The organism is Ruminococcus sp. (genome assembly GCF_024691275.1).
GTDB lineage: Bacteria > Bacillota > Clostridia > Oscillospirales > Ruminococcaceae > Ruminococcus.
In genome coordinates this window covers 1-24189 of the sequence record NZ_JAILNU010000067.1, presented here as the reverse complement: position 1 = coordinate 24189, position 24189 = coordinate 1, and the positions used below count along the sequence as shown (strand labels likewise).

General features: G+C 46.2%; 28 protein-coding genes, 1 tRNA gene and 1 riboswitch. Of the genes, 18 read left to right on the top strand and 11 right to left on the bottom strand.

The genetic code is table 11. From position 1 onward, the window contains the following. Positions 1 to 91, bottom strand: a 91-nt coding sequence (locus K6G33_RS08155) for a bL28 family ribosomal protein (protein ID WP_296726572.1), incomplete at its 3' end; no start/stop codon positions are given. Positions 92 to 306: 215 nt separating this feature from the next. On the opposite strand from K6G33_RS08155, the gene K6G33_RS08150 reads away from it, so the two are divergent. From K6G33_RS08150 to K6G33_RS08100, 11 genes are read left to right on the top strand one after another with little or no spacing between them, the layout of a single operon-like run. Then, on the top strand, positions 307 to 1011 hold the full coding sequence (locus tag K6G33_RS08150; RefSeq protein WP_296778163.1) for a site-2 protease family protein: 705 nt from the start codon (positions 307 to 309) through the stop codon (positions 1009 to 1011). 26 nt (positions 1012 to 1037) lie between these two features. Beyond that, positions 1038 to 1757, top strand: a complete 720-nt coding sequence (locus K6G33_RS08145) for a site-2 protease family protein (RefSeq protein WP_296778160.1) — start codon at positions 1038 to 1040, stop codon at positions 1755 to 1757. Between the two features lie 15 nt (positions 1758 to 1772). Beyond that, the gene (locus tag K6G33_RS08140) at positions 1773 to 2528 is read left to right on the top strand and encodes a segregation/condensation protein A (protein WP_296778158.1); all 756 of its coding nucleotides are present in this window, start codon (positions 1773 to 1775) and stop codon (positions 2526 to 2528) included. Next, a complete protein-coding gene (scpB, locus tag K6G33_RS08135) occupies positions 2498 to 3082 on the top strand; it encodes an SMC-Scp complex subunit ScpB (RefSeq protein ID WP_296778157.1) in 585 nt (194 codons plus the stop codon). The genes K6G33_RS08140 and scpB overlap by 31 nt, the downstream gene beginning before the upstream one ends. Positions 3083 to 3100: 18 nt before the next feature. Further along, positions 3101 to 4024, top strand: a complete 924-nt coding sequence (locus tag K6G33_RS08130; protein ID WP_296778154.1) for a hypothetical protein — start codon at positions 3101 to 3103, stop codon at positions 4022 to 4024. Positions 4025 to 4034: 10 nt separating this feature from the next. Next, a complete protein-coding gene (locus tag K6G33_RS08125; protein WP_296778152.1) occupies positions 4035 to 4469 on the top strand; it encodes a GerW family sporulation protein in 435 nt (144 codons plus the stop codon). Between the two features lie 59 nt (positions 4470 to 4528). Next, positions 4529 to 5683 carry a D-alanyl-D-alanine carboxypeptidase family protein gene (locus K6G33_RS08120; protein ID WP_296778149.1) on the top strand — a complete coding sequence of 385 codons (1155 nt, stop codon included), beginning with the start codon at positions 4529 to 4531 and terminating at the stop codon, positions 5681 to 5683. 13 nt (positions 5684 to 5696) lie between these two features. Continuing rightward, a complete protein-coding gene (locus K6G33_RS08115) occupies positions 5697 to 6428 on the top strand; it encodes a pseudouridine synthase (protein WP_173450153.1) in 732 nt (243 codons plus the stop codon). A 1-nt stretch (position 6429) separates the two neighbouring features. Continuing rightward, positions 6430 to 6810: a hypothetical protein gene (locus K6G33_RS08110; protein ID WP_296778146.1), complete on the top strand. Its 381-nt coding sequence runs from the start codon at positions 6430 to 6432 to the stop codon at positions 6808 to 6810. Positions 6811 to 6831: 21 nt separating this feature from the next. Continuing rightward, positions 6832 to 7779, top strand: a complete 948-nt coding sequence (metA, locus tag K6G33_RS08105) for a homoserine O-succinyltransferase (protein ID WP_296778144.1) — start codon at positions 6832 to 6834, stop codon at positions 7777 to 7779. Positions 7780 to 7806: 27 nt separating this feature from the next. After that, entirely contained in the window at positions 7807 to 8598 is a 792-nt protein-coding gene (locus K6G33_RS08100) for a hypothetical protein (protein WP_296778142.1), read from the top strand. Between the two features lie 19 nt (positions 8599 to 8617). Here the strand turns inward: K6G33_RS08100 and K6G33_RS08095 are convergent, their stop codons facing one another. After that, positions 8618 to 9490, bottom strand: coding sequence for a polysaccharide deacetylase family protein (locus K6G33_RS08095; protein ID WP_296778139.1), 873 nt, complete (start codon positions 9488 to 9490; stop codon positions 8618 to 8620). A 130-nt stretch (positions 9491 to 9620) separates the two neighbouring features. Between K6G33_RS08095 and spoIIP the strand changes: the two genes are divergently transcribed. Further along, a complete protein-coding gene (gene spoIIP, locus K6G33_RS08090; protein ID WP_296778138.1) occupies positions 9621 to 10778 on the top strand; it encodes a stage II sporulation protein P in 1158 nt (385 codons plus the stop codon). Positions 10779 to 10780: 2 nt separating this feature from the next. After that, positions 10781 to 11089: a hypothetical protein gene (locus tag K6G33_RS08085; protein WP_296778136.1), complete on the top strand. Its 309-nt coding sequence runs from the start codon at positions 10781 to 10783 to the stop codon at positions 11087 to 11089. Here the strand turns inward: K6G33_RS08085 and K6G33_RS08080 are convergent. After that, on the bottom strand, positions 11069 to 11623 hold the full coding sequence (locus K6G33_RS08080) for a hypothetical protein (protein ID WP_296778135.1): 555 nt from the start codon (positions 11621 to 11623) through the stop codon (positions 11069 to 11071). The genes K6G33_RS08085 and K6G33_RS08080 overlap by 21 nt on opposite strands. Before the next feature lie 101 nt (positions 11624 to 11724). Here K6G33_RS08080 and K6G33_RS08075 point away from each other — a divergent pair. The 4 genes from K6G33_RS08075 (at position 11725) to K6G33_RS08060 (ending at position 15060) form a co-directional block, all read left to right on the top strand. After that, positions 11725 to 11799 (top strand) — tRNA-Arg (locus tag K6G33_RS08075). A gap of 120 nt (positions 11800 to 11919) precedes the next feature. Beyond that, positions 11920 to 13407: a WG repeat-containing protein gene (locus tag K6G33_RS08070; protein ID WP_296778133.1), complete on the top strand. Its 1488-nt coding sequence runs from the start codon at positions 11920 to 11922 to the stop codon at positions 13405 to 13407. A 130-nt stretch (positions 13408 to 13537) separates the two neighbouring features. Continuing rightward, the gene (locus K6G33_RS08065; protein WP_296778131.1) at positions 13538 to 14116 is read left to right on the top strand and encodes a sigma-70 family RNA polymerase sigma factor; all 579 of its coding nucleotides are present in this window, start codon (positions 13538 to 13540) and stop codon (positions 14114 to 14116) included. Next, positions 14113 to 15060: a hypothetical protein gene (locus tag K6G33_RS08060; RefSeq protein WP_296778128.1), complete on the top strand. Its 948-nt coding sequence runs from the start codon at positions 14113 to 14115 to the stop codon at positions 15058 to 15060. Before K6G33_RS08065 ends, K6G33_RS08060 begins: the two co-directional genes overlap by 4 nt. A gap of 135 nt (positions 15061 to 15195) precedes the next feature. Here the strand turns inward: K6G33_RS08060 and K6G33_RS08055 are convergent, their stop codons facing one another. The 8 genes from K6G33_RS08055 to K6G33_RS08020 form a co-directional block, all read right to left on the bottom strand. Continuing rightward, positions 15196 to 15510 (bottom strand): hypothetical protein, encoded by a 315-nt coding sequence (locus K6G33_RS08055; protein ID WP_296778127.1) that lies wholly within the window; start codon positions 15508 to 15510, stop codon positions 15196 to 15198. Positions 15511 to 15691: 181 nt separating this feature from the next. Then, positions 15692 to 16708, bottom strand: coding sequence for a phosphate acetyltransferase (pta, locus tag K6G33_RS08050; protein WP_296778126.1), 1017 nt, complete (start codon positions 16706 to 16708; stop codon positions 15692 to 15694). A gap of 201 nt (positions 16709 to 16909) precedes the next feature. After that, complete coding sequence (locus K6G33_RS08045; RefSeq protein ID WP_296778124.1) at positions 16910 to 17062, bottom strand: HIT family protein; 153 nt, start codon at positions 17060 to 17062, stop codon at positions 16910 to 16912. A gap of 35 nt (positions 17063 to 17097) precedes the next feature. Beyond that, positions 17098 to 17784: an ECF transporter S component gene (locus tag K6G33_RS08040; protein WP_296778123.1), complete on the bottom strand. Its 687-nt coding sequence runs from the start codon at positions 17782 to 17784 to the stop codon at positions 17098 to 17100. Further along, positions 17775 to 19415 (bottom strand): ABC transporter ATP-binding protein, encoded by a 1641-nt coding sequence (locus K6G33_RS08035; RefSeq protein ID WP_296778121.1) that lies wholly within the window; start codon positions 19413 to 19415, stop codon positions 17775 to 17777. The genes K6G33_RS08040 and K6G33_RS08035 overlap by 10 nt, the downstream gene beginning before the upstream one ends. Further along, positions 19388 to 20266, bottom strand: a complete 879-nt coding sequence (locus tag K6G33_RS08030) for an energy-coupling factor transporter transmembrane component T (protein ID WP_296778119.1) — start codon at positions 20264 to 20266, stop codon at positions 19388 to 19390. The genes K6G33_RS08035 and K6G33_RS08030 overlap by 28 nt, the downstream gene beginning before the upstream one ends. Continuing rightward, positions 20263 to 22134 carry a DUF4430 domain-containing protein gene (locus K6G33_RS08025; protein ID WP_296778116.1) on the bottom strand — a complete coding sequence of 624 codons (1872 nt, stop codon included), beginning with the start codon at positions 22132 to 22134 and terminating at the stop codon, positions 20263 to 20265. Before K6G33_RS08025 ends, K6G33_RS08030 begins: the two co-directional genes overlap by 4 nt. After that, complete coding sequence (locus K6G33_RS08020) at positions 22124 to 23041, bottom strand: hypothetical protein (protein WP_296778114.1); 918 nt, start codon at positions 23039 to 23041, stop codon at positions 22124 to 22126. The genes K6G33_RS08025 and K6G33_RS08020 overlap by 11 nt, the downstream gene beginning before the upstream one ends. 105 nt (positions 23042 to 23146) lie before the next feature. Beyond that, a riboswitch (adenosylcobalamin-variant (AdoCbl-variant) riboswitch) is annotated at positions 23147 to 23255 on the bottom strand. 180 nt (positions 23256 to 23435) lie between these two features. Between K6G33_RS08020 and K6G33_RS08015 the strand changes: the two genes are divergently transcribed. Next, positions 23436 to 23999: an SH3 domain-containing protein gene (locus tag K6G33_RS08015; RefSeq protein WP_296778111.1), complete on the top strand. Its 564-nt coding sequence runs from the start codon at positions 23436 to 23438 to the stop codon at positions 23997 to 23999. Positions 24000 to 24189 lie beyond the last annotated feature (190 nt).

The window sequence follows — 24189 nt, the reverse complement described above, 5'->3', positions numbered from 1 at the left end:
TAGGCTTCCATGTTCTGTTGGAACGTCTGTGTGAGTGGGAAACCTTGATACCAAAGGTTACGCCCTTTCCGCAGATATCACATTTTGCCATTAGGTTGCACCTCCTTAACTAACCTGTAAAAATACAACATGATTATTCTACCACATAATCAAAAAAAAAGCAAGTGTTTTTTTAAAAAAATTCAAAAAAATTTTTTTTGACGTATAAAATCACTTTTTTTACTTGAAAAAAAAGCTGCTGTGTAGTATAATATATGTTGTATAACTATTGGCAAAGTGTATTGCTTTGCTGAAGAAAGGATTTATATGTTAAGTTCTGGGATATCTTCTGAGTTCATTCTGATATTGGTCGCAAGAGTGGCGACTTTTATGCTTGTAGTGCCGATACACGAATCGGCTCACGGATTGATGGCAAAGTGGCTGGGAGATGATACTGCCAAGAGAGAGGGACGCATTACGCTGAACCCTTTTGCGCATCTTGATCCGTTCGGAATGGTAATCATGCTGGTTGTCGGTTTCGGCTGGGCTAAGCCCGTACCTGTCAATATATCAAATGTGAAGCACAGGCGTTTGGGATATTTCCTGATATCACTGGCAGGACCTCTGTCAAATATCATCGCTGCTTTTATCGGAGCAGGTATATATGTTCTCACGGTTTACGCGGGGCTTGCACACTTTGATGATGCAGCTGCCAATGAAAATGCGATGACGGTCATCAGTGCGGTCATGTTGTTCCTCAGGTACTTTGTTACCATTAATGTGGGACTTGCGGTATTCAACCTTGTACCGCTGCCTCCGCTTGACGGCTTCAATCTGTTAAGATCGTTCATGCCTGCAAGTTTTGACCGCTGGGTATGGCAAAATTATAAATATATAGCAGGTGCATTTGTAGTATTCGTGCTCCTGTGTTCAAGAATATCTGAGATAAGCAGCAAATTCACTTATGTGATAAGTATTGTCGAAAACTGGATATGGTTCGCTTTACTGAAGATAACAGCGCTTTTTGTGTGATAATATTATAGAGAGACAGGAATTATATGGAGAAACTTTTCAGATTTCTGCTTGTTCTTATAAGCAGAGGCGTACTTGTGACTGCGCTGATGCCTGCGGCTTGTTATGTAAAGGCGTGGGTGGCGAAGGCTCTCGGCGACGATACTCCCGAGCGTCAGGGCAGACTTAGCCTTGATTTCCGAAAGCATACCGACTTTTACGGTATACTTATTACGATGATACTGGGCTTCGGCTGGAGCAGGGAGATGAATAACGACGTTTCAAAGCTGAAAAATATGAAGCGCGATATCACGCTCATATCTCTTGCAGCTCCTGCGGCGTATTTTATCATGTATGTTCTGCTGTATAATCTGTCAGGCTTCATTTTCGGACTTGCGCCCACATCTTTCTTGCTTGCCTGCATTTACAGGATTTTGCGAAAGGCGGGGTTCTCGTGTCTCTGTTTCGGAGTCATCGCGCTCCTGCCCATACCTCCGCTGGACGGCTTTCAGATATTCTATCAGTTCTCATGGCCTAAGTTCAGGCGCTGGTACTTCAGCCGCTACCAGAAGATAATGCTCTGGTCAAGATATATCCTTCTCGGTATATTCTTCCTTGACGATATCACAGACGGCGAGTATTCTTTGCTGAGACCTTTGATATTCATGTGGAGCTGGATATGGGATCATCTGGTATTTTTCAATGTGAACTGGCTGGAAGTCACTGAAAAAATAATCAAGACAGTATTCGGATATAGACTTATATGATCTTCTGAGGGATATATGGAAAGTATTTCATTCAAGCTTGAGGTCTTTGAAGGACCTCTCGACCTTTTGCTTAGCCTTATCGCAAAGCATAAACTGAATATCTGCGATATTGAGATATCAAAGCTTCTGGAGCAGTACCTGCTGTATATAGATCAGGCTCATGAGCAGAATCTGGAGCTTGCAGGTGAATTCCTTGAAATGGCTGCAAGGCTCATATATATCAAGACAGCTTCGCTCCTGCCTCAGCCGGAAGAGGCTGAACAGATGAAGCGTGAGCTGGAGGGCGCTCTTATTGAGTACTCCCTCTGCAAGATAGCTGCTCAGAGACTGGCAGATGCATTCGTGGGCGGAAGTATTTTCGTCCGCAGACCTATGAAAATAAAGGCTGACATGACATATACCCTTGTTCATGAGCCTGAGAGACTTGCTATTGCTTACAGCGCATTGTCGCTGAAAAATATAAAGTCCGAACACGCAAAGCTGCACGTTGAGAATAAGATAAACTCTGTCGTGAAGCGGCGTATCGTTTCGGTAATGACTAAAGTAGTACACATACTCAGAGAGCTCTACTTGTCGGGTGAGGTCTACATGGACAAGCTCTATGACGGCGTTACAGACCGCTCTGAAAGAGTTGCTACCTTCCTTGCTGTCCTTGAGCTGACAAGACACGGACGCATAACTATAAGTGACGATAATATGATGATCTTCTTCAAAGGAAGAAAGAACGGAGTGAAAAAGACTTGGAGATCAAGGAAAAGCTCGGAGCAATAGAGGCGATACTCTTTGCGAGCGGCGAACCTATTGAGATATACCGCCTTTCTGAGGCGAGCGGTGTTGACGCGGGAACTCTCCCGTCTATGATAAGACTGCTCAATGAGCGCTATGAGGACTACGGCAGCGGCATCTGCATAAAAAAGCTGGACAGCAGCTATCAGATGTGTACCCGCGAGGATTTTTCCGAGCAGGTAAGAGCTGCTCTTGAAACAAAGAGGGCAACTCCGCTTTCAAATGCTGCTATGGAGGCTCTTACCATAATCGCGTACAACCAGCCTGTATCAAAGGGCTTTGTTGAGAATGTCCGCGGCATAGACAGTTCATCGGTCATAAACAATCTTGTGGAAAAGGGGCTCGTTGAAGAAGCGGGAAGACTTGATGTTCCAGGAAAGCCCATAGTCTACAGAACGACTTCGGTGTTTCTGAGAAGCTTCGGTCTTAGCTCCACTGCGGATCTGCCGCCTTTGCCGGGACAGAGCGATCTTGTGCTTGAAACAGAGGACGAATTCGTGGACAGGGAACTGTCTGAATCGCAGCAAGAAATACATTAACAGAAAGGAGCGGCAGGAATGATCGTACTGAAAATTCTGCTGTATATACTTCTTGCCGTTGCAGGCATAATATTACTGATACTCGTTGTCCCCGCGGGCGGTGAGGTGAGCTATATCGACGGAAAGCTCAGCTACAAAGCGAAGCTCTGGTTTTTGAATCTGTTGGATTCCGAGGGCGGCGGTCTTTATAACTGGTGGAAAAAGCGAAGGGCAGGGAAACCGTCAAAGCCGAAAAAGCCAAAAGCACCAAAGCCTGTCAAGGAAAAAAAGCAGAAGAAAAAGAAGCAGCGCGAACAGTATGAATGGGAGAAGGAACTGGAAGATATACCTGTTAATGATCCCGAAGCAGAAGCAGCTCCTGACGAAAGTGCTGCCGTGTCTGACAGCGCAGAAAATAATGCCGCAGACATCAGTGCTTCCGAGAGCGCAGAGCCTTCCAAAACGAAAAAAAGTGACAAGTCTGATGATAAAGCAGAGGAAGACCCTTTCGATGACGACGAAGGTGATAAGCCTGATGACGATGACAACAGCAGCTCCCTGAGCGATAAGATCGAGAAGCTCGTCGCAATATGGGAAAGCGCTCAGCGCCCTATGCTGAAGATCTTCAAGGGCTTTAAGCTGTCAGACCTGTATATTGATTTCGTTATTGCAGACGAAGATGCATACGACTGTGCTCTGAAATACGGAAAGTATTCAACACTTATTTACAGTATCATCGCCTTTTTCAGTGAGCTATTCACTGTACGACTTAAAACTGTGGACGTTCAGCCGCAGTTCGGCGTGTCAAAGGGGCGCTGGGATATTTCCGCAAAGCTTTCCGTAAGGCTCGGTACAATGGTTATTGCAGGAGCATGGTTCCTGATAACATATGTGTTCAGAACATTTTTACCTGAAAAGATCAGGAAACATAAAATGAAAAAATCCGCCGCAAGGCAGAAGTGAGGTATATGATATGAGTGCAAAAAATACACCCGTAAGTGAGCTTTTAGGTATTTCTATCGAAAAGATAAAGGAAATGGCTGATGTCAATGCGATCATCGGCGAGCCTATCAGACTTCCTGACGGTACAACTATAATCCCTGTTTCAAAAGTAAGCTACGGCTTTGCATCAGGCGGTTCAGACCTGCCTTCAAAGTATGACAAGGATCTTTTCGGAGGCGGTGCAGGTGCAGGCGTTTCCATAAAGCCCGAGGGATTTCTCGTTATCTCTCCAGACGGCTCGGCAAAGATGGTAAATATGGAGGGTTCAAACGATCCTATCAGCAACGCCATTGAAAAAGCTCCTGCTATCATTGATAAGATCACAGGTATCATGAATAAGAAAAAGGCTGCAAAGAATGAGGTAAAGGCTGAGGGCATCACTGACGAATCAGTTCCGCTCAACTGAGAATAACCTATGGTATACAGGCATATCCTTTAGCATAGATCTTATGCGGAGGTGTGCCTATGAAACGGCTCATAAGTATATTTGCGGCATTTGCTGCCGTATCGTTCGGAATACGCGGTCTTTGTGTAGCATCAGCTGAAAAGCCCGATGTTTCCGCGAAAGCTGCGGTTCTGATATCTGCCGATACAGGTGAGGTGATATACTCCCTCAACTGCAACGAGAAGCTGCCTATGGCGAGCACGACCAAGATAATGACAACTCTGCTGTGTCTTGAAAGCGGCGGGCTCTATGACGAGTTCGTTGTGGACAGCGATGCAATAAAGGTCGAGGGTTCATCAATGGGGCTGTGCGAAGGAGATATCGTTACAAAATACGCACTGTGCTGCGGTATGCTGCTCCCGTCGGGGAATGACGCTGCAAATGCGGCAGCGGTAAGGATAGCAGGCAGCACGGAAGCCTTTGCAGAGCTTATGAACGAACGCGCTCGGGAAATGGGCTTGACAAAGACATTTTTCGTAACGCCTTCGGGTCTTGAAGGCGAGGGGCACGGTTCATCTGCGTATGAAATGGCAGTACTTGCAAGAGAAGCTCTCGGAAATGAGGTGTTCCGCAGTATATGCTCCCGACAGAGCATAAAGCTGGAATTCGGAAACCCTCCATATGAGCGCTGGCTGAAGAATACTAATAAGCTGCTTTCAATGTATGACGGAGTTTACGGCGTAAAGACGGGCTTTACCGACGAAGCGGGAAGATGTCTCGTGTCTGCCTGCGAACGCGGAGGCAAAGACCTGATATGTGTGACTCTCAATGACAGAAACGACTGGAACGACCATATCGCCATGTATGACTACGGTTTTGATACCGTTCGCAGGCTCGATGTACAGCTGCCTGCGGAGCTGTCTGTTGATCTGGTCGGAGGCAGCAGTGATAAACTGCCGCTCATTCCTGAAAAGCCTGTGTTCCCTGTTACTTCCCTTACAGGGAGCGAGGACGATATTACTTATACTCTCCTTTCGCCGCCCTTCGTTTATGCTCCCGTTCATAAGGGAGACATAGCGGCAGAGCTACGTGTGAGCTTCATGGGGCGTGAGGTCGGTACGATCCCGCTGTATGCGGCGGAGGATATGGAAGCTTCGGCGGAAATGCCGAAAAAACCGAAAAAGGGAACATTCGCAAAGTTAAAAGAAAAGCTCGGGAGTATGTTCTCCCGTTAAGGATAGGATAAAAGTGGAAAAAATAAGAATTCAGAAAATGATCGCCGACAGCGGCGTTTGCTCCAGAAGAAAAGCAGAGGAGCTTATTACACAGGGCAGGGTAAAGGTGAACGGTCATCCTGTAAAGCTTGGTGACAAGTGCGGCTTCAAGGACCTTATCACCATTGACGGCGAGCGTATCTATATGCCTAAGAAGCGCAGCTTCCTGTATCTCATGATGAACAAGCCGAGAGGCTATGTCACAACAGTTTCTGATGAGCTGGACAGACGCTGCGTTATGGATCTTCTCGAAGGAGTTGAGGAGCGCGTTTACCCTGTAGGCCGCCTTGACCGAAATTCAGAGGGACTTCTCCTCTTTACCAATGACGGTGAGTTTGCAAACAGCATAATGCACCCGAGCCGCCATATATCAAAGACATACCGCGTAACTGTCCGCCCCGATATCAACGACGAACAACTGGTAAGACTTGCTGAGGGCGTTGAGATCGACGGCAAAAAGACCCTCCCTGCAACAGTAGTTGTCAAGGATAAGGCTGAGGGACGAGTTGTGCTGCTCATTACTATAAAAGAGGGCAGAAACCGACAGATACGTAAGATGTGCGAGGCTGTAGGTCTTGAAGTCGCAAGACTTCGCCGTATAAGCATCGGTCCTCTTAAACTGGGAATGCTCAAACCCGGTACCTACCGTGAACTCACTCCCGAAGAGCTCCGTGCTATCAGAAATGCTATCGGCAAGGAGAAGTAAGATGCTGGAGATACAGGAAAAACTTTCCTCCGACGGATATCAGGAGCTGCGAAAGGCTGCGGGAAGTGCCGAGCTGCATATCACAGAGGCACTCGACCGCGACGATGTTATCGGCTTCATTGCATATTCCTACGGTGCTGATAAGACCGTCGTATATGATTATGACGACGGCGGCGATATGATGCTCTGTGACGGGCTTGTACGCTCAGTTATGCTGAAAAGTACTCTCAAGGGCATAAAGCATATGCTCTTTGAGCTTCCCGATGACGGAAAGTACGAAAGCCTCAGAAAGCTTCGCTTTATCAGCGGCGACAGCCGTCAGTGCCCCGACGTTGAGAGCTTCATGAACGGCTGTCAGCACTGCAAGGAAAAGAAAGAATAAATACGAAAGGATAGATAAGGATTGCCTATAAGGATCTCATCAGAACTCCCTGCATTCAAGACCCTCGGTGAGGAGAATATTTTCGTAATGTCAAGGGAAAGGGCTGAACACCAGGATATACGTCCGCTGAAGGTGGTTATCCTTAATATTATGCCCAAAAAGATAGAGACAGAGAGCCAGCTGCTGAGGCTGCTCAGTAATACTCCGCTTCAGGTCGATGTCGATCTGCTGCAAATGGCTTCTCATACTTCAAAAAATACATCAAGGCATCACCTTGAGTCTTTTTATAAGACATTCGACGAGATACAGAATGACAGATACGACGGAATGATAATCACAGGTGCTCCTGTAGAGCTGCTTGATTACGAGCAGGTGGACTATTGGAAAGAGATATGCAGCATCATGGAATGGTCAAAGACACACGTTTTTTCGACTATATATATATGCTGGGCTGCACAGGCAGGTCTGTATTACCATTACGGTATACCCAAGTATACCCTTGACCACAAGATGTTCGGCATATTTCCTCACAGGGCTGAGGTGAGCAACTGTCAGCTCCTGAGAGGCTTCGATGATGTGTTCTATGTTCCGCATTCGCGTAATACAGAGGTCCGCAGAGCCGATATAGAGCGCATACCTCAGCTTGAGATACTGACCTCATCGGATATCGCGGGAGTTCATATCGTTGCCAATAAGAACGGTAGACAGTATTTCATTACGGGACATTCCGAGTACGACCGTGATACCCTTGCAAATGAGTATCGCAGAGATGTCTCGAAGGGAATAGATATACAGATACCATATAATTATTTCCCGGGAGACAACCCCGACAATGTGCCTGTTTTTTCATGGCGATGCACAGCTAATCTCATGTTTTCAAACTGGCTCAATTACTGCGTTTACCAGAAAACTCCTTACAATCTTGAGGAGCTTGAGGTGCGCAACTGGAACTGGCAGACCAGTCTATAACTTAATTTAAGGAGGGGGATCAATCAGATGAGTGATCTTTTCGGAAATAATGACAACAACAATAACAACTACGGCGGCTACGACAATAACGGCGGCAATAACAACTATGGCGGCTACAACAATAACGGCGGCAATAACAACTATGGCGGCTACAACAATAACGGCGGCAATAACAACTACGGCGGCTACGACAATAACGGCGGCAATAACAACTACGGCGGCTACGACAATAACGGCGGTTATTATAATGGCGGCGGTTACTATGACCCAAACAGTCAGTTCGGCGGAATGTATAACGGTGAAATGACCGATACACGCAAGGGAGCAGGTTTTGCTATAGCGTCATTCGTTATCGCTCTGGTCAATCTGATACTGTGTGCTACTGTTATGAGTTTCATTACAGTGCCGATATGTCTGGTGTTTTCTCTGATATCACTGGTCGGCAGAAGAAGAGGTACTGTTTTTGCTGTTTTCGGACTTGTAATTTCTCTCATTTCGGGACTTATCTTCGGATTCTACGGTTATATCGCGTATAAGCTTACACCTGATATAATTTATTTTTCCGAGCACAGTACAGAACTGAAGGAACAGTACGAAAAGGATGGTACTATCCCCGAGAGATTCCAGAAGTACCGTGAAGAAAAGTACACCAAGTACTGGAAGCGAATGGGCTTTGACAGCTTCGATGACCTGTACAGGGCAATTATGCATGATGATGCACGTATTGAGTATTCTTCGACTCCGAGAAGATCGGAAGATCGTAACTGGGAATCTCAGAATAATCTTGCGCTGGGATATGCTCAGCATCTTGTGATATAAAAAGTATATTCTCTCCGAATCATGGCGATTCGGGGAGATTTTTTGTTATGCGCTCCATATATTCGTCTGTCGAAAGCAGTCCGCTGCGGTTATAACGGAATATTCCGTACAGGCAGTCAGGGCCGCGGGTGATGAAGTTCATTCCCTCACGGCAGGTAAGTGTCATGAGGATACCACTGTCACGGAGCACGGGTAGGCTCTCTTTGCAAAGTGCTCCGAAGGGAAAGGCGAACACAGCAGGTATGATGCCGCAGTTCTGATGGAGCTCTGTTCTGAGCAGTCCTATATCGCTGCCGAAAGTGAAGGCATATTCCTCGTCACTTTCGTCGGGAAGCTTTGCACAGCCCTGTCTGCCGCCTGAACGTGAGTGCATATCGTAGGTGTGGCTGCCTATCTCTATGCGTCCCGAAGCGGCAAGCTCGGATATATCCTCCCATGTGAGGTAGGAGTAGCTTTCGCTGTGGGGGTCGGCGGGTGCATAATCGTCGGTGTATCTGCCAACAATAGATATAACGGCTCTCATATCGTATTTTTCAAGGAGCGGCAGTGCGGCGGAAAGATTATTGTAAAAGCCGTCATCAAAGGTTATCAGGACAGGCTTTTGCGGAAGCTCTCCGCTGCCTTTGGTGTAGCGTATGAGCTGTTCGGCGCTGACGCTGACAAAGCCCCTGCTTTTCAGCCATGCAAGGTCATTGTCAAGCTGACGGGGAGTTACGATATAGTCAGTCGGCTGCTTATTACAGACACTGTGGTACATGATGACGGGCAGCGGGACGAGTGTGCCGCTGTCTGATGCAAGGCAGTTCTTTATTGCAGGGCACAGCCACAGTATGACCGCAGCGGCAAGCAGGCATTGCAGTATATGTTTGGCTCTCAGGCATTTGTACATCATTATCACCTCGATTATTTCTATGCCGAAATATGTGAAAAAATGACGGCAATGAGCCTTTTTCGGACAACTGTCATACAGATGAAGGCAATTGAATATAATTATCTCATAAGGAATAATGTGAGGTGAGCATATGACCCGTCATGAACGCAGAAAGCTTAAAGGAATTGCAAGATGTATGGCAGCGGTGACCTTTCCTGTGGTACTTGCAGCAGTTATGCACGGTGCAGCAGGTGTTAAGTCAGACGAACAAGCCCTTGTAATAAAGTCACAGGGAACGCATGAGGCACGGCTGAATGAAACAGAAGAGGAGAAGATAAGCAGAATAAAGATCGAGGATGAGCTTCTTGACAGCAATGTCATATTATCAGAGGGCTACGGCATAGCCGATGAGAGCGATAACAGGGGAGATCTTCTGAAACTGCCTGACCCTCTGGCGATGAAGGCTGACGATGCAGGAGCTAAGCCCTATCCTGTACAGTGGCAGCCCGATGGCGAGCTCATACGTACTACCTACGGGCGGTACAGTGGAAACTCTTTTTTTGATATCGAGGGAGGCGGACAGGTAAATAATAAGACCGATATCCCAAATGAAGAACTCATGAAGGAAAGCGGATATCTCCCGAATTTCACAGTTGAGGATACCGACGAACCTCTTGTGCTGATATATCATACCCATACTACAGAGAGCTTCGAGCCCTTTGTGCGGGATAAGTACGACAGCTCCTTCAATTACCGCACTACCGACTGCACAAAGAATATGGTCATGGTGGGCGATGCGATACAGGCGGAGCTGGAGGCGCAGGGGATAGGTGTTGTCCATGCGACGGATATCCACGATTATCCGTCGTATAACGGCTCTTACGACAGGAGCCGTGCAACTATTATGCCTATACTTGAGAAATATCCCAGTATCAAGGTAGTTCTCGACATACACAGGGACGCTATTTCGGGCGAGGGATATGCGTACCAGCCCTTTGTTGAGGTGGACGGCAGAGAGGCTTCTCAGATAATGATAATCTCGGGCTGCGACGACGGAACACTGGGTATGCCGAATTATATGGAGAATTTTCATTTTGCCTGCTGTCTGCAAAGCAAGCTGGAAAGCGACCATGAGGGACTTACACGTCCGATCCTTTTTGATTACAGGCACTATAATCAGGATCTGACCAACGGCAGTCTGCTCATAGAGATAGGCTCTCACGGCAATACCTTACAGCAGTCTCAGTTCTCGGGGCAGCTTCTGGGCAGGTCGCTGGGAGAGCTTCTCAATTCCATGAAAAGGAGATAGAAATGCGGCGTAAAAAGAAAAAAGCCGCCCTCAGAGCAGTTTTTGCGTATCTGCTTCTGAGCGGCGGCATATGGATGTTTATAAATTCTTATGCAAATTCATACAATAGACTCAGTGGGAAAAACATTGTTCCTGCGTCAATGGCTGTCACGGACGATAGTGCCTCCATAGAGGTGCTCGATCATCGTGCCGAGTTCTCTCTCTCAGGAATAATGCCCGAAAGCAAAGCCTATTGTGCGGTATACCTGCTTGCCCCTGATGAAATAAGAGCGGCAGCGTATGTTATATCATTATGTAGAATAAACTCTTGATTGTCTTGTATAGTAAAAGGTGTTGAGTTCTCCGCTGTAGATGAGATCAGCATTCGGAAAATGTCTGAAATCATCGGGTGTATACAGACAGAATGTCTTTTCGAGCGGTATGCCTATTTTGTCCATGATGTAAGCAACGAACTGTGAACAGACGAAGCTGTGTTCGCGTTTCCACTCGATGTTCATATATACAGCGAAAAGACCGAGAAGATTATAGGAGTAGATATTACGATTCTCAACAAAGTGGTTTATCAGTTCGTTGTAGGCTTTTTTCTGCTCATCGGTAACACTTATGCGGTATATCTCGCATGGGATATTGCGGTATTGTCCGAGAGTGCCCTGACCGACTATCTCCTGATTGAAGGTAGCAGGCAGCGGCAGAGGCCGATAAGTCCGACAGAAGCTGTACATAGTTGACAGCTCAAGATCTCCTGAGAGAGAAACGTGATTGTAAGGCTTTTTGGTAACGTGTTTGAAGAGTCGTGCGGGTCTTGTACCTGTTTGAGCAACTATAATATAAATATAATCCCCCAAAACTTTCCCTCCTAAATTATTTTTAATAATTATATCACAAAAGCTTGCAAATTTCAAGAGTTTTTGTTATAATAATATATAGCATTATTAATAAATTTTATGCGCCTGTAGCTCAGGGGATAGAGCATCGGCCTCCGACGCCGTGTGCGCTGGTTCGATTCCAGTCAGGCGTACCAGCACAGTGCCTGTGCCCCCTTTCACGGGGGCACTTCTTTTATATTAAAGTTTTAGCGATACAAGAATACGTCCGTAATAAATTCATCATTAAATATCACAGAATGTCGGGGCGACTGAAAATGAAAAAGAAAATAGCATCATTCATACCTTTTGTTATCCGGCTGGCATTTTTGCTGCCCGTCATACATACAGTGTTTTTTTACGCTCCGACTTACAGTTACGACGGCAGTCAGGGACTTTTCTGCTGCGGACTTATTCCCGTTGAGAACAGCTCTTTCAGATGGGGATATGCTGACAAACAAGGCAGAAAGGTAATGATGTGCATATACGATGAAGCCTCCGACTTTGACAGTGCCGAAAGAGCGATAGTGCGGAAAGGCGAGAATGAATACCTCATAGACACCGCAGGAAAATATATAGGGAATTCGCCTTATGAAAGCGTATTTGCGTGTGAAAGGACAGGATACTATATAGTCAAGAAAGGCGGAATGTATAAAGATATCGACAGAAATGGCAGGAGCATACTAAAAAATAATTATGACTGTGTACATGATTGTTGCAAGGAAAACTATCTCTGTGTGGAGCTTGATGGTAAATACGGACTGATCGACTATGATGAAAATATTGTTATTCCTTTTGAATATGACGATAATATATATGATTGGGAAGGTTATCTTTATACAAAGAAAAACGGCAGAAAAGGGATAATAAATTATGATAATGAGATCGTTGTACCTTTTTTGTATGACAGTGTTTCTGTGTCTAAATTTGGTTATAAAGAAGTGACCGGCAACAATTATTATGGACTATTAGATGCTGATAACAATTTGTTCGTCGATTTGTTTTATGAGAGTTTGACTATAGAAACTCCTGACCGATTTATAGCCGAAAAAAATGAGCGATGCGGAGTGATAGACAAAGATGAAAATATAATTGTTCCGTTTGAGTATGATGATATCAGATACAACAGCGAAGATAAGAGCTGGGACGCGACTTGTGGAAAAGAAATGCTGAAGCTTGATTATGACGGCGGTCTTATCCGCAGATACGATGAAAAAGAGATAATTTATTCTCCAAACGGTATAGTAGACGAAGAACGTCTTAAAGAACTCGACAAGTTATACGGGCTTGATAATGGCACTCATATTGTATGCTATAACGGAGAGTCCGCATATCATGTGGAGAAAGGCGGAAAATACGGTTTAATGGATACTCATAGCGGAGAGATGATAATACCGCCTGTATCTGATAAGCTTATATATTTTATTAACGGATATGCAGCTGTATATGAAGACAGGAAAATAAGATTTATAGATAAGAATAATAATACTTTGTTTACAACAGAGGGTGACTATGTCAACTGCTACAGTGACGATAAAATCAGAATATATAATTATGATACCGGTAAATGTAATGTCCTTGATAAGGAATTCAATGAGCTGTTCACTATAAAAGCTTCATATATCAGCCGCTTTGAAGATGACGGCTACGCAGTGTTCACTGAAGAAAAATACGATGACGATTACGGCGTTGTGGACGGAAACGGCAGGATAATGTTCAAACCTAAGTATATGGGCATATCATGGTATAACGACGACGGAGCATAACATATTTTTTATAATTATTATAAAGGAGAGACTTGCGAAAAATGTCTCTCTCTTATTTTTTATAAACAAGGTCAGAAAAACTTTCGTCAAAGCGAGTGTAGTATATGAATGCATTCAAAGGAGTGAAACGATGACAGATAAAGAGCTGCGCTGTAAAATGGAGCAGTCCGCGGAAGATGGCAGACGTGCGCTGTTTGACGAGTACTGCGGGTACGTTTACGCAATATGTGCAAACAAGCTGAAGGGCTGTGGCACAAGCGAGGACGTTGACGAGTGCCTGAGCGATACTTTCGCGGCGGTATTCCGCTATCTCAACAGCCATACAGGAGCGGACGGAGATCTCAGAGGAATAATCGGTACGATTGCAAAGCGTACTGCCATAAGCTATTTCAGGCGACTCTCTCCCAAAAGTGAAACGACGATATCAATTGATTCGGAGAGCTTAGGCGAGCTTCCGTCTGATATCAAGATCGAGGAGAATGCAGAGCGCTCTGCTCTCCGTGAAGCCGTTTTTGACTGTTTGAAAAGGCTGGGCGAGCCTGATTCAACTATCATCGCTTACTTCTATTATTACGGTATGAAAACAAAACAAATTTCCTCACTTGTAGGACTGAGCGACACTGCTGTACAGAAGAGGCTGAGCAGGTCAAGGAAAAAGCTTAAGGAGCTGCTGAGTGAGGCTGGTATCACAGAGGAGGGATATCAATGAGATTTGATGATATATTCAACGATATTGACCCAAAAACAGCAGATAGGCTCTCGAAAGAGTATCCCGTCCTCAAAGACGAGCAGAAAGAGAGGCTGTATGCCATGAGTAAAAGAAAGTTTGATATAAAAAATGAGAATAACAGTATCGACGTTTCGGGAGTTGAGAAATACCGCAGACCTAAGTGGTATAAGGGCACAAGCATTGCAGCTGCGGCTGTGCTCCTTGTAGCCGGAATAGGCAGCAGTATGGTGTTTATAAGCCGTAACGGTCAGACTCCCGCAGCAGATGTGGGGGAGAACGTTGCGGTCACTACAGAAGATGCCACAGAGGTAACTACAGATGCTGAGAACACTATTTATTTGAACGAAGATGTAACAGAAACTGCTGAGGAAACATCAGAAGCAGAGAACGATGTTAACGCTATTGTAAGAGAACTTACAGGAGCATACAGAGATTTTGCGAGTGACCTTCATGCAGGAGGTCTTGAGGTAGATAAGTCGTCTGTTGTTACAAAGACATTTATGTATCCTGAAGGTATGGAAGGGCAGAGGAAGTTCTACCGTGTTACCGACCCGAGATATCCTACATGGGCAGATATTGAAAAAAGATGTTATGAGATATTCGATGCAGAGTTCGGAAAGGTAATAATTGATAACTGTATGTGCGATAAGGAAGAGGATATTAACTGCGATACATTTATGTTTACTTCCGATAACGGATACTATATTGAAAAATCAATACATGACGCAAGCAATGGTACATTTGATTGGGACGAGAGCAGTGTTAATGCCGAGACAGACGAAAACGGTAATATTATCGCAGTTCTCCATAGATCAGATACTAATGGCAATGGTGAGAAATATACTGTTGAGACAGACTTTACGATCACAAATACCGAGAACGGCTGGCGTATAAGCAAGGCTGATGAAAAGCTTTGCGACTAACCCATAGACAACATTAAGACCCGAACAAAAAAATGGACTGCGAAAAGCAGTCCATTTTTATGTTATACCTGCATATCATTGTGAGTGTGGAAAATACAATAGAAAAGCTCCCCATTCGGGGAGCTTTGAATATGCTTAATAATAGAAGCGAACTGCCTGAACAGAATAGCAATATATCGGAACAGGCACACTTGGTGTAGACATTTTCAATGTTCTCCAGTCTCTGCTACAATATACTGCAAGATTGTTATAAGTATAACTTGATGTGCTGCCGTCCCAATGTGTAACTACAACCTTATTACAAGTTGTCTGATAATACCAACCATCTGCTGCGCTTGCTGTGAGTGTGGGTATTGACTGTGGTGCTACATTTTTTGCGATAGCTGTGCCTGCTCCGAGGAGAGTGAATGCCATTGCGATTGCTGAGATTTTTTTGAGTACGTGTTTCATTTGTTTAACATCCTTTACTATAAATTCAAGATTGCAGAACAATCTCGTTAATTGTATTATAACATTTTTGCTGCTGTTTGTCAAGTATTTTTTATTACTGCTTGTAAATGTGAAAACGGGACTGCAAAATAAGCAGTCCCGATTTTTTAATTACAAATTATTAATCAATGCTTCGCGTTGATTATGCCATACCTGCTGTGATGATAGCCATCTTGTAAACTTCGTCAGCGTTGCAGCCTCTTGAAAGGTCGTTGATAGGAGCGTTAAGACCCTGAAGGATAGGACCGTAAGCTTCGTAGCCGCCAAGTCTCTGAGCGATCTTGTAGCCGATGTTGCCAGCCTCGATAAGTGGGAAGATAAATGTGTTAGCCTGTCCTGCAACCTTTGAGTCAGGGCACTTTGTCTTAGCAACTTCTGCGGAAACAGCTGCGTCGAACTGGAACTCACCGTCGATAACGAGGTTAGGATCAATGTTTCTTGCTTCGATAACAGCGTCGTGGCTGAGCTGAACTGTGCCGCCCTTGCCTGAGCCGTATGTGGAGAAGCTGAGAACAGCTACCTTAGGATCAATGCCGAAGAAGTCAGCAGTTTTTGCAGTTTCAACAGCTACCTCAGCAAGCTGTCTTGCAGCTGAAAGGACTACATTGCCGTCCTTGTCAAGTCTGTCTGTGTAGCCGAGGTTGATAGCGCAGTCGCCCATAGCGATCTTTTCTTCCTTGCCGTCTTTCTCACGGAAAAGAATGAATGAAGAGCTAACGAGGTTAGAGCCCTTCTTTGTCTTGATGATCTGGAGAGCAGGTCTTACTGTATCTGCTGTGGAGTATGTAGCACCGCCGAGAAGTGCGTCTGCCTTGCCTGCCTTAACGAGCATAGTGCCGAAGTAGTTTGACTTAGCGAGAGCAGCGCGGCACTCGTCCTCAGTCATCTTGCCCTTTCTGAGCTCGACCATCTGAGCTACGAGAGCGTCCATTTCAGGATATGTATCAGGATCGAGGATCTCGGCACTGTCGATATTGAAGCCGCCGTTCTTAGCAGCAGCCTTTACCTCGTCAACGTTGCCGCAGAGGATAACGCCCATGAGGTTTTCCTTGATAAGTCTGTCAGCTGCGGAGAGGATACGCGGATCGCTGCCCTCAGTGAAGACAATAGTTTTCTTGCTTGATTTAAGATTTGCTATAAGCTTGTCGAACATTCCCATATTGAGAGACCTCCATTGGATTTAAATTTTACCTTTCTATTATATCACAGTCGTCCCGTAAAGTCAAATAGTAATTGTAGGGGACGGCGTTCTCGCCGTCCCGTAAAAACTTATAGAAAGTGTTATTTTATAATTATCTTTTTGAAAACATCTTCAATATCCTCTTTTGCGCCGTCATAATTCGGCCATGCGTTGATATTATCACCGCTTTTTCGCGTGTTTCTTTGGAATGACCAGAATATGTCCGTCAACGTCCTTTGCCGTATCCATGAAAGCCATAGTGCACTCGTCCTCATAGACAGTCATTGACGGGACAGAGTGGTCAGCTATTTTACAAAAAATGCAGTCGTTCATTGTTATATCCTTTCTGAAATTTGATATAGAGTTCTTTATACACCGTATTTTATCTTTATGCGGTTGAGCTTCTCGCCGAAAGGCGGCGCAAGCAGATAAAGGAACAGGACGTTGGACACAGCATATGACACTGTATATGGCACAGCAGTTCCAAGAGCTGCGATATAGAGCCTGACGTTAAAGCCCTCGTTATACCAGAGCACTGTCCATATATCCATGATGAATGAATACGCAAGACCTGCTGCTGCGCCGTACATAAGCAGGAGAGCACGGCGCAGCAGCAGAGGTTTTGATAGTATTCCTGCGAAAAGTCCGATAAGTCCCCAAGCGAGCATCTGGAATGCAGTCCACGGGCCTTGTCCGAAGTAGAAGTTGGTGAGCAGAGCAGACAGTGAGCCTACGAGGAATCCGGCTTCTCCGCCGAGATAAAGTCCTGTAATTATCGTGAGTGCTGCAACAGGTTTCAGAAATGGTATGAAACGTCCTGCAAAGCACAGTGCGATCATGACTGCAACTATGACCATTCTGCGCGTTCCTGTGGATCTTTTCTCGAAGCCTGCTGAAAAGAGCAGCAGAGCTGAAAGAGCTGAGGCAAGTGCGATGATAATGTGCTTTTTCTCGTCAAAGGCAACTGCGCCTGCTATTGTTATGGAGGGGATCAGTACAAACGGCACTATGGCTTTAATTATACTGCGCATTTTCTTGCTTTGTATCAGGAGCATGGCAGCTCCTTCCTGCCGTTTATTCGGCAGAGCTCTGCGGCATCGCTGAGAGTGACGGCGTTGTCGAAATGTCCTCTTGTCATGCGGCTGACAGCTGTTGTGTAGAAGCTGTTGCGCGAAAAGAACTCGTTAGGGACACCGTCCGAGACTATCCTGCCGCCGAAGAACATTGCGCATCTGTCTGCACATACTGCGGCGAATTCAACATCATGAGTGACTATGGCTACAGTGACACCGCGCTCTTTCAAGGAGCGTATGACAGAGATGATACCTTGTTTAGCAGCAGCGTCAAGTCCCTTTGTGGGTTCGTCAAGGAGAAGCAGTTTCGGCTTTGCTGCGAGAACTTTTGCCAGCGCCGTGAGCTGCTGCTGACCGCCTGAAAGATCGTAAGGGTGCTTGTCCAGCAGCGGTGACAGATCAAATGGCAGTTCTGAAAGCACAGCGCCGCACTCATCAAGTTCTTCGCGGACAGTATTCCTGAGAAATACGGTCTGAACGTCCTGCGGCAGCATTGCCAGACATTCACGGTAGAGTGAGCGGTTCTTGTAGTCCTTGAGCTTCTTCCCGAATACTCTGATACTGCCGCTGTAGGGCTTCAGAAGTCCTGCACCGACCGAAAGAGCAGTGGTCTTTCCTGAGCCGTTGCCGCCGAGTATGCAGAATATCTCCCTTTCGTATATCTTTATGCTGAGACCGTCGAGAATGTCTTTACTGTCCCGTGAATAGCGGAAGTAAATGCTGCTGAACTCCATTGCCGCCGCATCTGAGCTGCATCGGGCAGCCTGCGGCAGTCCGCGAGTAGTATTACGGTAGCTGCTCTCTATAAAGGAGCGGCCCTCGCGGACTGTGAGCGGACAGCTTCCGCTGCCGCTCAACTTCGCGTGTAAACGCGAAGCCGCAGGCATACCGCAGAGAATGTCGGGGCGGCTGTTGAGCTCGGAGATGACACTGCGCGGCTCGTCGGCAGCGATAAGACTGCCGTTTTCCATGACAAGGAGCTTGTCACATATTGGGACAACGTCTTCGAGACGGTGTTCAGCGATGATGATGGTTATGGAAAAGTCGCAGCACAAGCGTTTCAGGGTAGCGATGAAGTCGGCTGCGGCAATGGGGTCGAGCTGAGCGGTCGGCTCGTCGAGAATTAGTATCTCAGGCTGCATAACGAGTACGGAAGCAAGGTTTAGCAGCTGCTTCTGACCGCCCGAGAGTTCCGAAACGTCCCTGTCGTACCAGCTGCCGATACCGAAATAGCTTGCCATTTCCGCGATGCGCCGTGATATTTCGTGAGGAGGAGTACCAAGATTTTCCAGACCGAAGGCAAGCTCGTGCCACACCTTGTCTGTGACTATCTGCTGCTCGGTACGCTGCATAACAAAGCCTACAGCGGAAGCAGAAGTGATGCTGTCCAGTTCGGAGAGCTCCTTCCCGTTGAAGAGAACAGAGCCTTGTTTGTCGCCCAGAGGAGCAAGCTCGCGTTTGAGGAGCCTCAGCAGAGTGGACTTTCCGCTGCCTGTAGCTCCGCAGAGTACAGCAAGTTCTCCGCGCTGAAGCTCGAAGGATACATTTTTTACAGCAGGAGAGCTGCATTGGGGATAAGTAAAGGTCAGATCTCTGACCGCAAGTATTTCCATCTGAGACTGACCTCCGTTTCAATGATAACAGGCAGAAATATCAGCAGACCGTAGGTTATTAGCCCTGCAATGCCGAGAAGATCGGGATTTTCGGCAGTTATTGAGGGGTAAAACACAAAGCTGAGAGATTTTGTTCCTGCTGCGGCTGCTGTTACGGCAAGGAGCAGCAGGGTGAGTATGAGAAAAGCTGTATCACGGACACTGAATCGGAAGCGCCGCAGCTGAGTGCGCCTGCAAGCTCCGAAACCGCGGGCTTCCATGCTGTCGGCGGTAATGATGCCGTTTTCGAGAGCCCATGTGATGAGTATTGAGAAAACCCGTGATCTTCCCTTGATATCGTCAATAATGTTGTCGTCTTTGTACAGTCCCATAGCGATCTGAGCGTTGTTTATCTTAGCTGACTGACGGCTGAAAAGGGGAACAAATCTCAGCGCCATTGAAAGTACAAGTGAAAGCTTTGGCGAGAGAGCTCCCGTGATGTACAGCAGCTTCTCGCTGGTCATAATCTGTGTGAAGCTCCTAAGCCAGTACAGAACACCGATTATCATAGCAGCTGAATTTACACCGTACAGTGCAGCTTCGAGAGTGACGGGATTGTGGTTCATGACGAATAGTACAGTCTTTCCGTTGTGAGAGACAAGTGGATTTGCCAGTGCGAGTATCAGGAAAAGTATAAAGAAGAAAAGGTGCTCTCTGCCGTGTGACAAGCCGTTCCGCATGAGGAAAAATATCACGGCTCCGCACAGCGACATCAGCATCAGCAGGGGATAATTGCAGAACATGGCAACTCCTGTAACGCTGAAAAACCATACTGTAATTACTATGGGGTTATATTCGGCAAAGCTTTTCATTTTTCGTATACCTCATCAAGGTCGTGACCAAGTTCGCAGGTGTAGAGCCACTCTATTTTGTCGCCGTCAGAGAGCTCGTATTCGCCGCAGCTCCTTGACGGAGTTATTCCGTTTACGTGATACACCCAGCCTGAAAGGTCGCCGAAATCGTATTCGTAAATGTAGTTTATGCCTGCAATGTAGACCATACCGTGGGCACTGCCCGAACTGCCCTTGTTCTCCATCTGTATGCCGTAGGTCTGAGCAGCTTCCGTGAGTATATCGAATACCGTATCGCCGGCCTCTATATCAAATGCAGTGGGCTGCAAAATAACGCCGTCGGCAGGGATATGCTCCGAGTCGGACTTGCCTGCGATAGTGTCGCAGCGTATCTCCATAGTAACAGTACCTATGGCATTTTCCTTGTGCTTCTGCTCGCCGCTGTAATATTCTTCGGGTGAGCTTATATCCGTAAGCAGAACTACAGCTATTGCCGCACCTGCTGTGATCGCAAGAAATATGAAGTTCTTGTAGTTTCTCTTGCCGAGAATGAATATGATAAGAGCGATTACAGCTGCCGAACCGATGATAATGATGATTACGGGAGTTTTGTAGCTGCCGCGTTTTTGCAGCTTCTCGCTCTTTTGCACAGAAGAAGCCTGAACAGTTTCTGTGAGAGACTCTGTATCCGAGCTTACTGATATTTTTGTATTTGCGGCAGTTGACAGAGATCTCCCGCTTTTTGATGTAAGTGATGAAATAGTGCTTACTGTGGAAGATGAATCCGTATTTTTTGCGGCAGAAGATGTCTTTTGGAGAGTGGTCGTTTTTGAAGCAGCGGTCGTCTGAGCAGCTCCTTCTTCATGATGAGGAGCAGTGCTGTTGTTCTGTTCGCGGGTGTGATTTTCGACAGGCTGCGGCGAGACAGGTTCGCGGCGGTTGTCCAGAACCAGCAGGGGAGACTTTCCCTCTGTCATGCGCCTGAAAGCTATGAGCGAGTAAAGCGACTGTACAGTTGCGTTTTCGTTGGAACTGCCGCCGAGAGTGTGGGAGAAGCTGCCGTCGGGAAGACGGAAAGCAGCTATTCCGTCTATGAGGTCATTGCCGTTCTTTATGAATCTGTCATCGTATCGGCAGTCGATACCGAGAGCTGAAAGTGCCGTAAGCACCTGTGCCGTACTTTCGGGATTAGCCGTGCCGAAGCTTTCGTATCCTCCGTTGTCCTTCTGACGCTGAGACAGGAAGTCAATACCCCTGTCAACGGCATCTGCCACGCGGCTGTTGCCGCAGTGAGGAGCAAGAGCCTGTATAGTCATGGCTGTAACATCAATATCGCCGTATTCGCCGAATAATGCCCAGCCGCCGTCGGAGTACTGCAATGAGAGCAGGGTATCGGTCACAGAATCTGCTGTGAAGCGTGAGCAGGTGTAGCCGTTATTCAGAACGTGCAGACCGTATATCAAGCTCATTATGCCCTGTTCGCCTATTGACGTGTCGAGAATATTGGAGATGTAGCTGTTCGTGCTTCCTGACGCACAGAGTGCGAGAGCGTACTTTTCTCTTGTTGTTGGAGATGTGATATTGTTATGCTCAATGTATGAGAGGAGAGAGCGTTCATAAGCCGAGAGTTCATGATGTCCGTCCTGACTGAACGCGATAGCGTACCAGTCAGAGGTAGTTCCTGCGCCGTCAGCGGCAGCTCCTCCGAGCCATTCTTCTATGCTCCCTGCGCCGTACTGACCGAGCTTATAATCAACGATACCGCCGATAAGATCACTGACCTCATCGACGGCATATTCGCAGTTCACACTGCTGCACGGAACTATGCACAGCGTGAACATAAATGTCAGTACAGAGCAAAGGATACCCGAGAGTATCTTATTCCTCATTTTTGCGTCTTAAAGCGAAAGCAACTGCGACTGCTGTACCGATAGAGAATACAGCGATGCCTGAACCCTTATCGCCTGTTTTTGGTGAACTGGAGCTCTTTGTGGTAGCTGCCTTTGTTGTTGCCTTAGCTGTAGTCTTTGCAGTTGCAGTGGTTGTTGTGGTGGTAGATGATTCGGTAGAAGTTGTTGATGTTGTGACAGCTTCGCCCTTTACATTTACAACATATGAAGGAGGTGCGATGCTTACACTGTCAGAAACTGCGCTTATAACGTTTCTTCCTGCTTCTGTGAGCTTTATCTTAGCCTTTCCGTCGGCATCTGTAACAGTATCGGTTTCCTTGCCGTTGACAGTGATCTTTGCGCCTGCGAGCTTGTTTGTTACGAGAGAGTTGTTTTCGCCGAAAGTATAATATGACAGTGTGAGCTCGATATCTGAATCAGCGTCCTTGTCCTCGCTGTTCTTAGCATCGAAGAAGCTGTAGAAATAGTTGTAATTCTTAGGATCGGGATAAATGAAAGCTTCGATGTAGTCGCCGTTCTTTATCTCGTCAGCAAGACCCATTGAGAAGGTGTCATTGACGTAGTAGCCATAGCTTCCGCCGTTCTCAACGCCCCAGAGCTTGTCGAGACCGAGACCCCACTGTGATACAGATGTCTTGTAGCCTGCTGCTGCACCGCCTTCAAACTTGTTTTCGTGAACTATATAAAAAGCATCGTTTATTGTAAGTTTGCCGTCGTTGTCGATATCTGTAACTGTTACAGGCTCCTGAGTGAGCACAAGAGCTTTGTTGTTATCGGATATAGTAACGTATACCTGAGTTCCTTCAGCTTCCTCTGCGAAAACGTTCATGCTTACTGCTGAGAATGAAACGATCATAGCAGCTGCCATAGCGATAGTTTTTTTCATATAAAACGACTCCTTTAAAAAGATATGCGGGCAATAAAAAAGCTTCTCCGCAATGCAGAAAAGCGCAGCAAAAGACCCTGCTCGTTGCAAGGAGATTGGCATACGTCTTTCATTGTCCAAAAACGTAAAATACCTGCGTGTCCGACGAGCGATCCGACTTTACGGCAGTGACTGCTGTGACGGATTTTCACCGCGCTTCCCTCAGCTTCGGACAGCATAATATTCTGTTACGGATAAATTATATCACAGTATATCGCTGATGTCAAGCAGTCAGGCTCTGATGAGAGCGATGAGAAGAAAAAAGGTATTGACAAATATTGCTGTTTGTTATATGATATTAAAGTGAGGTTATTTCATTAACCTTAAAAATATTATGTAAAGGAAGTTTTAACAAATGACGAACAACTTCAAAAAAGTAATTGCAACAACTCTTACAGCAGTAACACTCTCAGCTTGTGTTGTAGTACCAACAGCTGCAAACATCAACTTCGGCGGAACATCTATTGTTTCTTCAATAGAAGCAAGCGCTGTTCAGGCTGAAAGCTACTGTTTCTACAAAGCTACAGCAAATGTTAACGTAAGAACTACTCCTTCGACAAACGGCAAAAAAGTCGGACTTGTCAAGAAGGGAGAGAGAGTAACAGTTTTCCAGGTAAAGAACGGCTGGGGAAGAATTACTCCTGCTGGTGCAAAGCAGGCTCACTGGGTATGTATGACTTACTTCACAAGAGTAACTGTTCCTGGTGTCGTTAATCCAAGGAACGGCGTAAACGTAAGAGCAACTCCTTCGATAAACGGCAGGATAGTCGGAGGTCTCGGACAGGGTACAAAGGTAACTATCTACAAGATACAGGTAACATCTGACGGCCGTGTATGGGCTTCCATAAACAGCGCAGGAACAAGATGGGTATGTGCTGTTGATAAAAACGGAGTAGAATACGTTTCCTGTGCAGGCTGATAAAAGCTGATATAATTGAACAAGCGAAAAAACTCCCTTTATGGGAGTTTTTCAGCCTGTCGAAAAAGTCCAGCGAAAGCTGGTCTTTTTCGCATTTATGTGGTATAATATAGGAGAAGGGAGCTGAGTAGAATGCTGAGCGAAAACAGAGCGGAACGAAATCAAATGGAAATGTTTTGTATCGACAGTT

Excerpts from the sequence above, each read along its gene's own strand:
- K6G33_RS08130 (WP_296778154.1), top strand. The coding sequence starts at position 3,101 with ATGATCGTACTGAAAATTCTGCTGTATATACTTCTTGCCGTTGCAGGC.
- K6G33_RS08020 (WP_296778114.1), bottom strand. The coding sequence starts at position 23,041 with ATGAAAAAAACTATCGCTATGGCAGCTGCTATGATCGTTTCATTCTCA.
- K6G33_RS08015 (WP_296778111.1), top strand. The coding sequence starts at position 23,436 with ATGACGAACAACTTCAAAAAAGTAATTGCAACAACTCTTACAGCAGTA.
- K6G33_RS08045 (WP_296778124.1), bottom strand. The coding sequence starts at position 17,062 with ATGAACGACTGCATTTTTTGTAAAATAGCTGACCACTCTGTCCCGTCA.
- K6G33_RS08150 (WP_296778163.1), top strand. The coding sequence starts at position 307 with ATGTTAAGTTCTGGGATATCTTCTGAGTTCATTCTGATATTGGTCGCA.
- K6G33_RS08070 (WP_296778133.1), top strand. The coding sequence starts at position 11,920 with ATGAAAAAGAAAATAGCATCATTCATACCTTTTGTTATCCGGCTGGCA.
- K6G33_RS08120 (WP_296778149.1), top strand. The coding sequence starts at position 4,529 with ATGAAACGGCTCATAAGTATATTTGCGGCATTTGCTGCCGTATCGTTC.
- K6G33_RS08040 (WP_296778123.1), bottom strand. The coding sequence starts at position 17,784 with ATGCTCCTGATACAAAGCAAGAAAATGCGCAGTATAATTAAAGCCATA.
- K6G33_RS08035 (WP_296778121.1), bottom strand. The coding sequence starts at position 19,415 with ATGGAAATACTTGCGGTCAGAGATCTGACCTTTACTTATCCCCAATGC.
- K6G33_RS08025 (WP_296778116.1), bottom strand. The coding sequence starts at position 22,134 with ATGAGGAATAAGATACTCTCGGGTATCCTTTGCTCTGTACTGACATTT.
- K6G33_RS08140 (WP_296778158.1), top strand. The coding sequence starts at position 1,773 with ATGGAAAGTATTTCATTCAAGCTTGAGGTCTTTGAAGGACCTCTCGAC.
- K6G33_RS08030 (WP_296778119.1), bottom strand. The coding sequence starts at position 20,266 with ATGAAAAGCTTTGCCGAATATAACCCCATAGTAATTACAGTATGGTTT.
- K6G33_RS08060 (WP_296778128.1), top strand. The coding sequence starts at position 14,113 with ATGAGATTTGATGATATATTCAACGATATTGACCCAAAAACAGCAGAT.
- spoIIP (WP_296778138.1), top strand. The coding sequence starts at position 9,621 with ATGACCCGTCATGAACGCAGAAAGCTTAAAGGAATTGCAAGATGTATG.
- K6G33_RS08145 (WP_296778160.1), top strand. The coding sequence starts at position 1,038 with ATGGAGAAACTTTTCAGATTTCTGCTTGTTCTTATAAGCAGAGGCGTA.
- K6G33_RS08100 (WP_296778142.1), top strand. The coding sequence starts at position 7,807 with ATGAGTGATCTTTTCGGAAATAATGACAACAACAATAACAACTACGGC.
- K6G33_RS08125 (WP_296778152.1), top strand. The coding sequence starts at position 4,035 with ATGAGTGCAAAAAATACACCCGTAAGTGAGCTTTTAGGTATTTCTATC.
- K6G33_RS08085 (WP_296778136.1), top strand. The coding sequence starts at position 10,781 with ATGCGGCGTAAAAAGAAAAAAGCCGCCCTCAGAGCAGTTTTTGCGTAT.
- K6G33_RS08110 (WP_296778146.1), top strand. The coding sequence starts at position 6,430 with ATGCTGGAGATACAGGAAAAACTTTCCTCCGACGGATATCAGGAGCTG.
- pta (WP_296778126.1), bottom strand. The coding sequence starts at position 16,708 with ATGGGAATGTTCGACAAGCTTATAGCAAATCTTAAATCAAGCAAGAAA.
- K6G33_RS08095 (WP_296778139.1), bottom strand. The coding sequence starts at position 9,490 with ATGATGTACAAATGCCTGAGAGCCAAACATATACTGCAATGCCTGCTT.
- K6G33_RS08065 (WP_296778131.1), top strand. The coding sequence starts at position 13,538 with ATGACAGATAAAGAGCTGCGCTGTAAAATGGAGCAGTCCGCGGAAGAT.
- K6G33_RS08055 (WP_296778127.1), bottom strand. The coding sequence starts at position 15,510 with ATGAAACACGTACTCAAAAAAATCTCAGCAATCGCAATGGCATTCACT.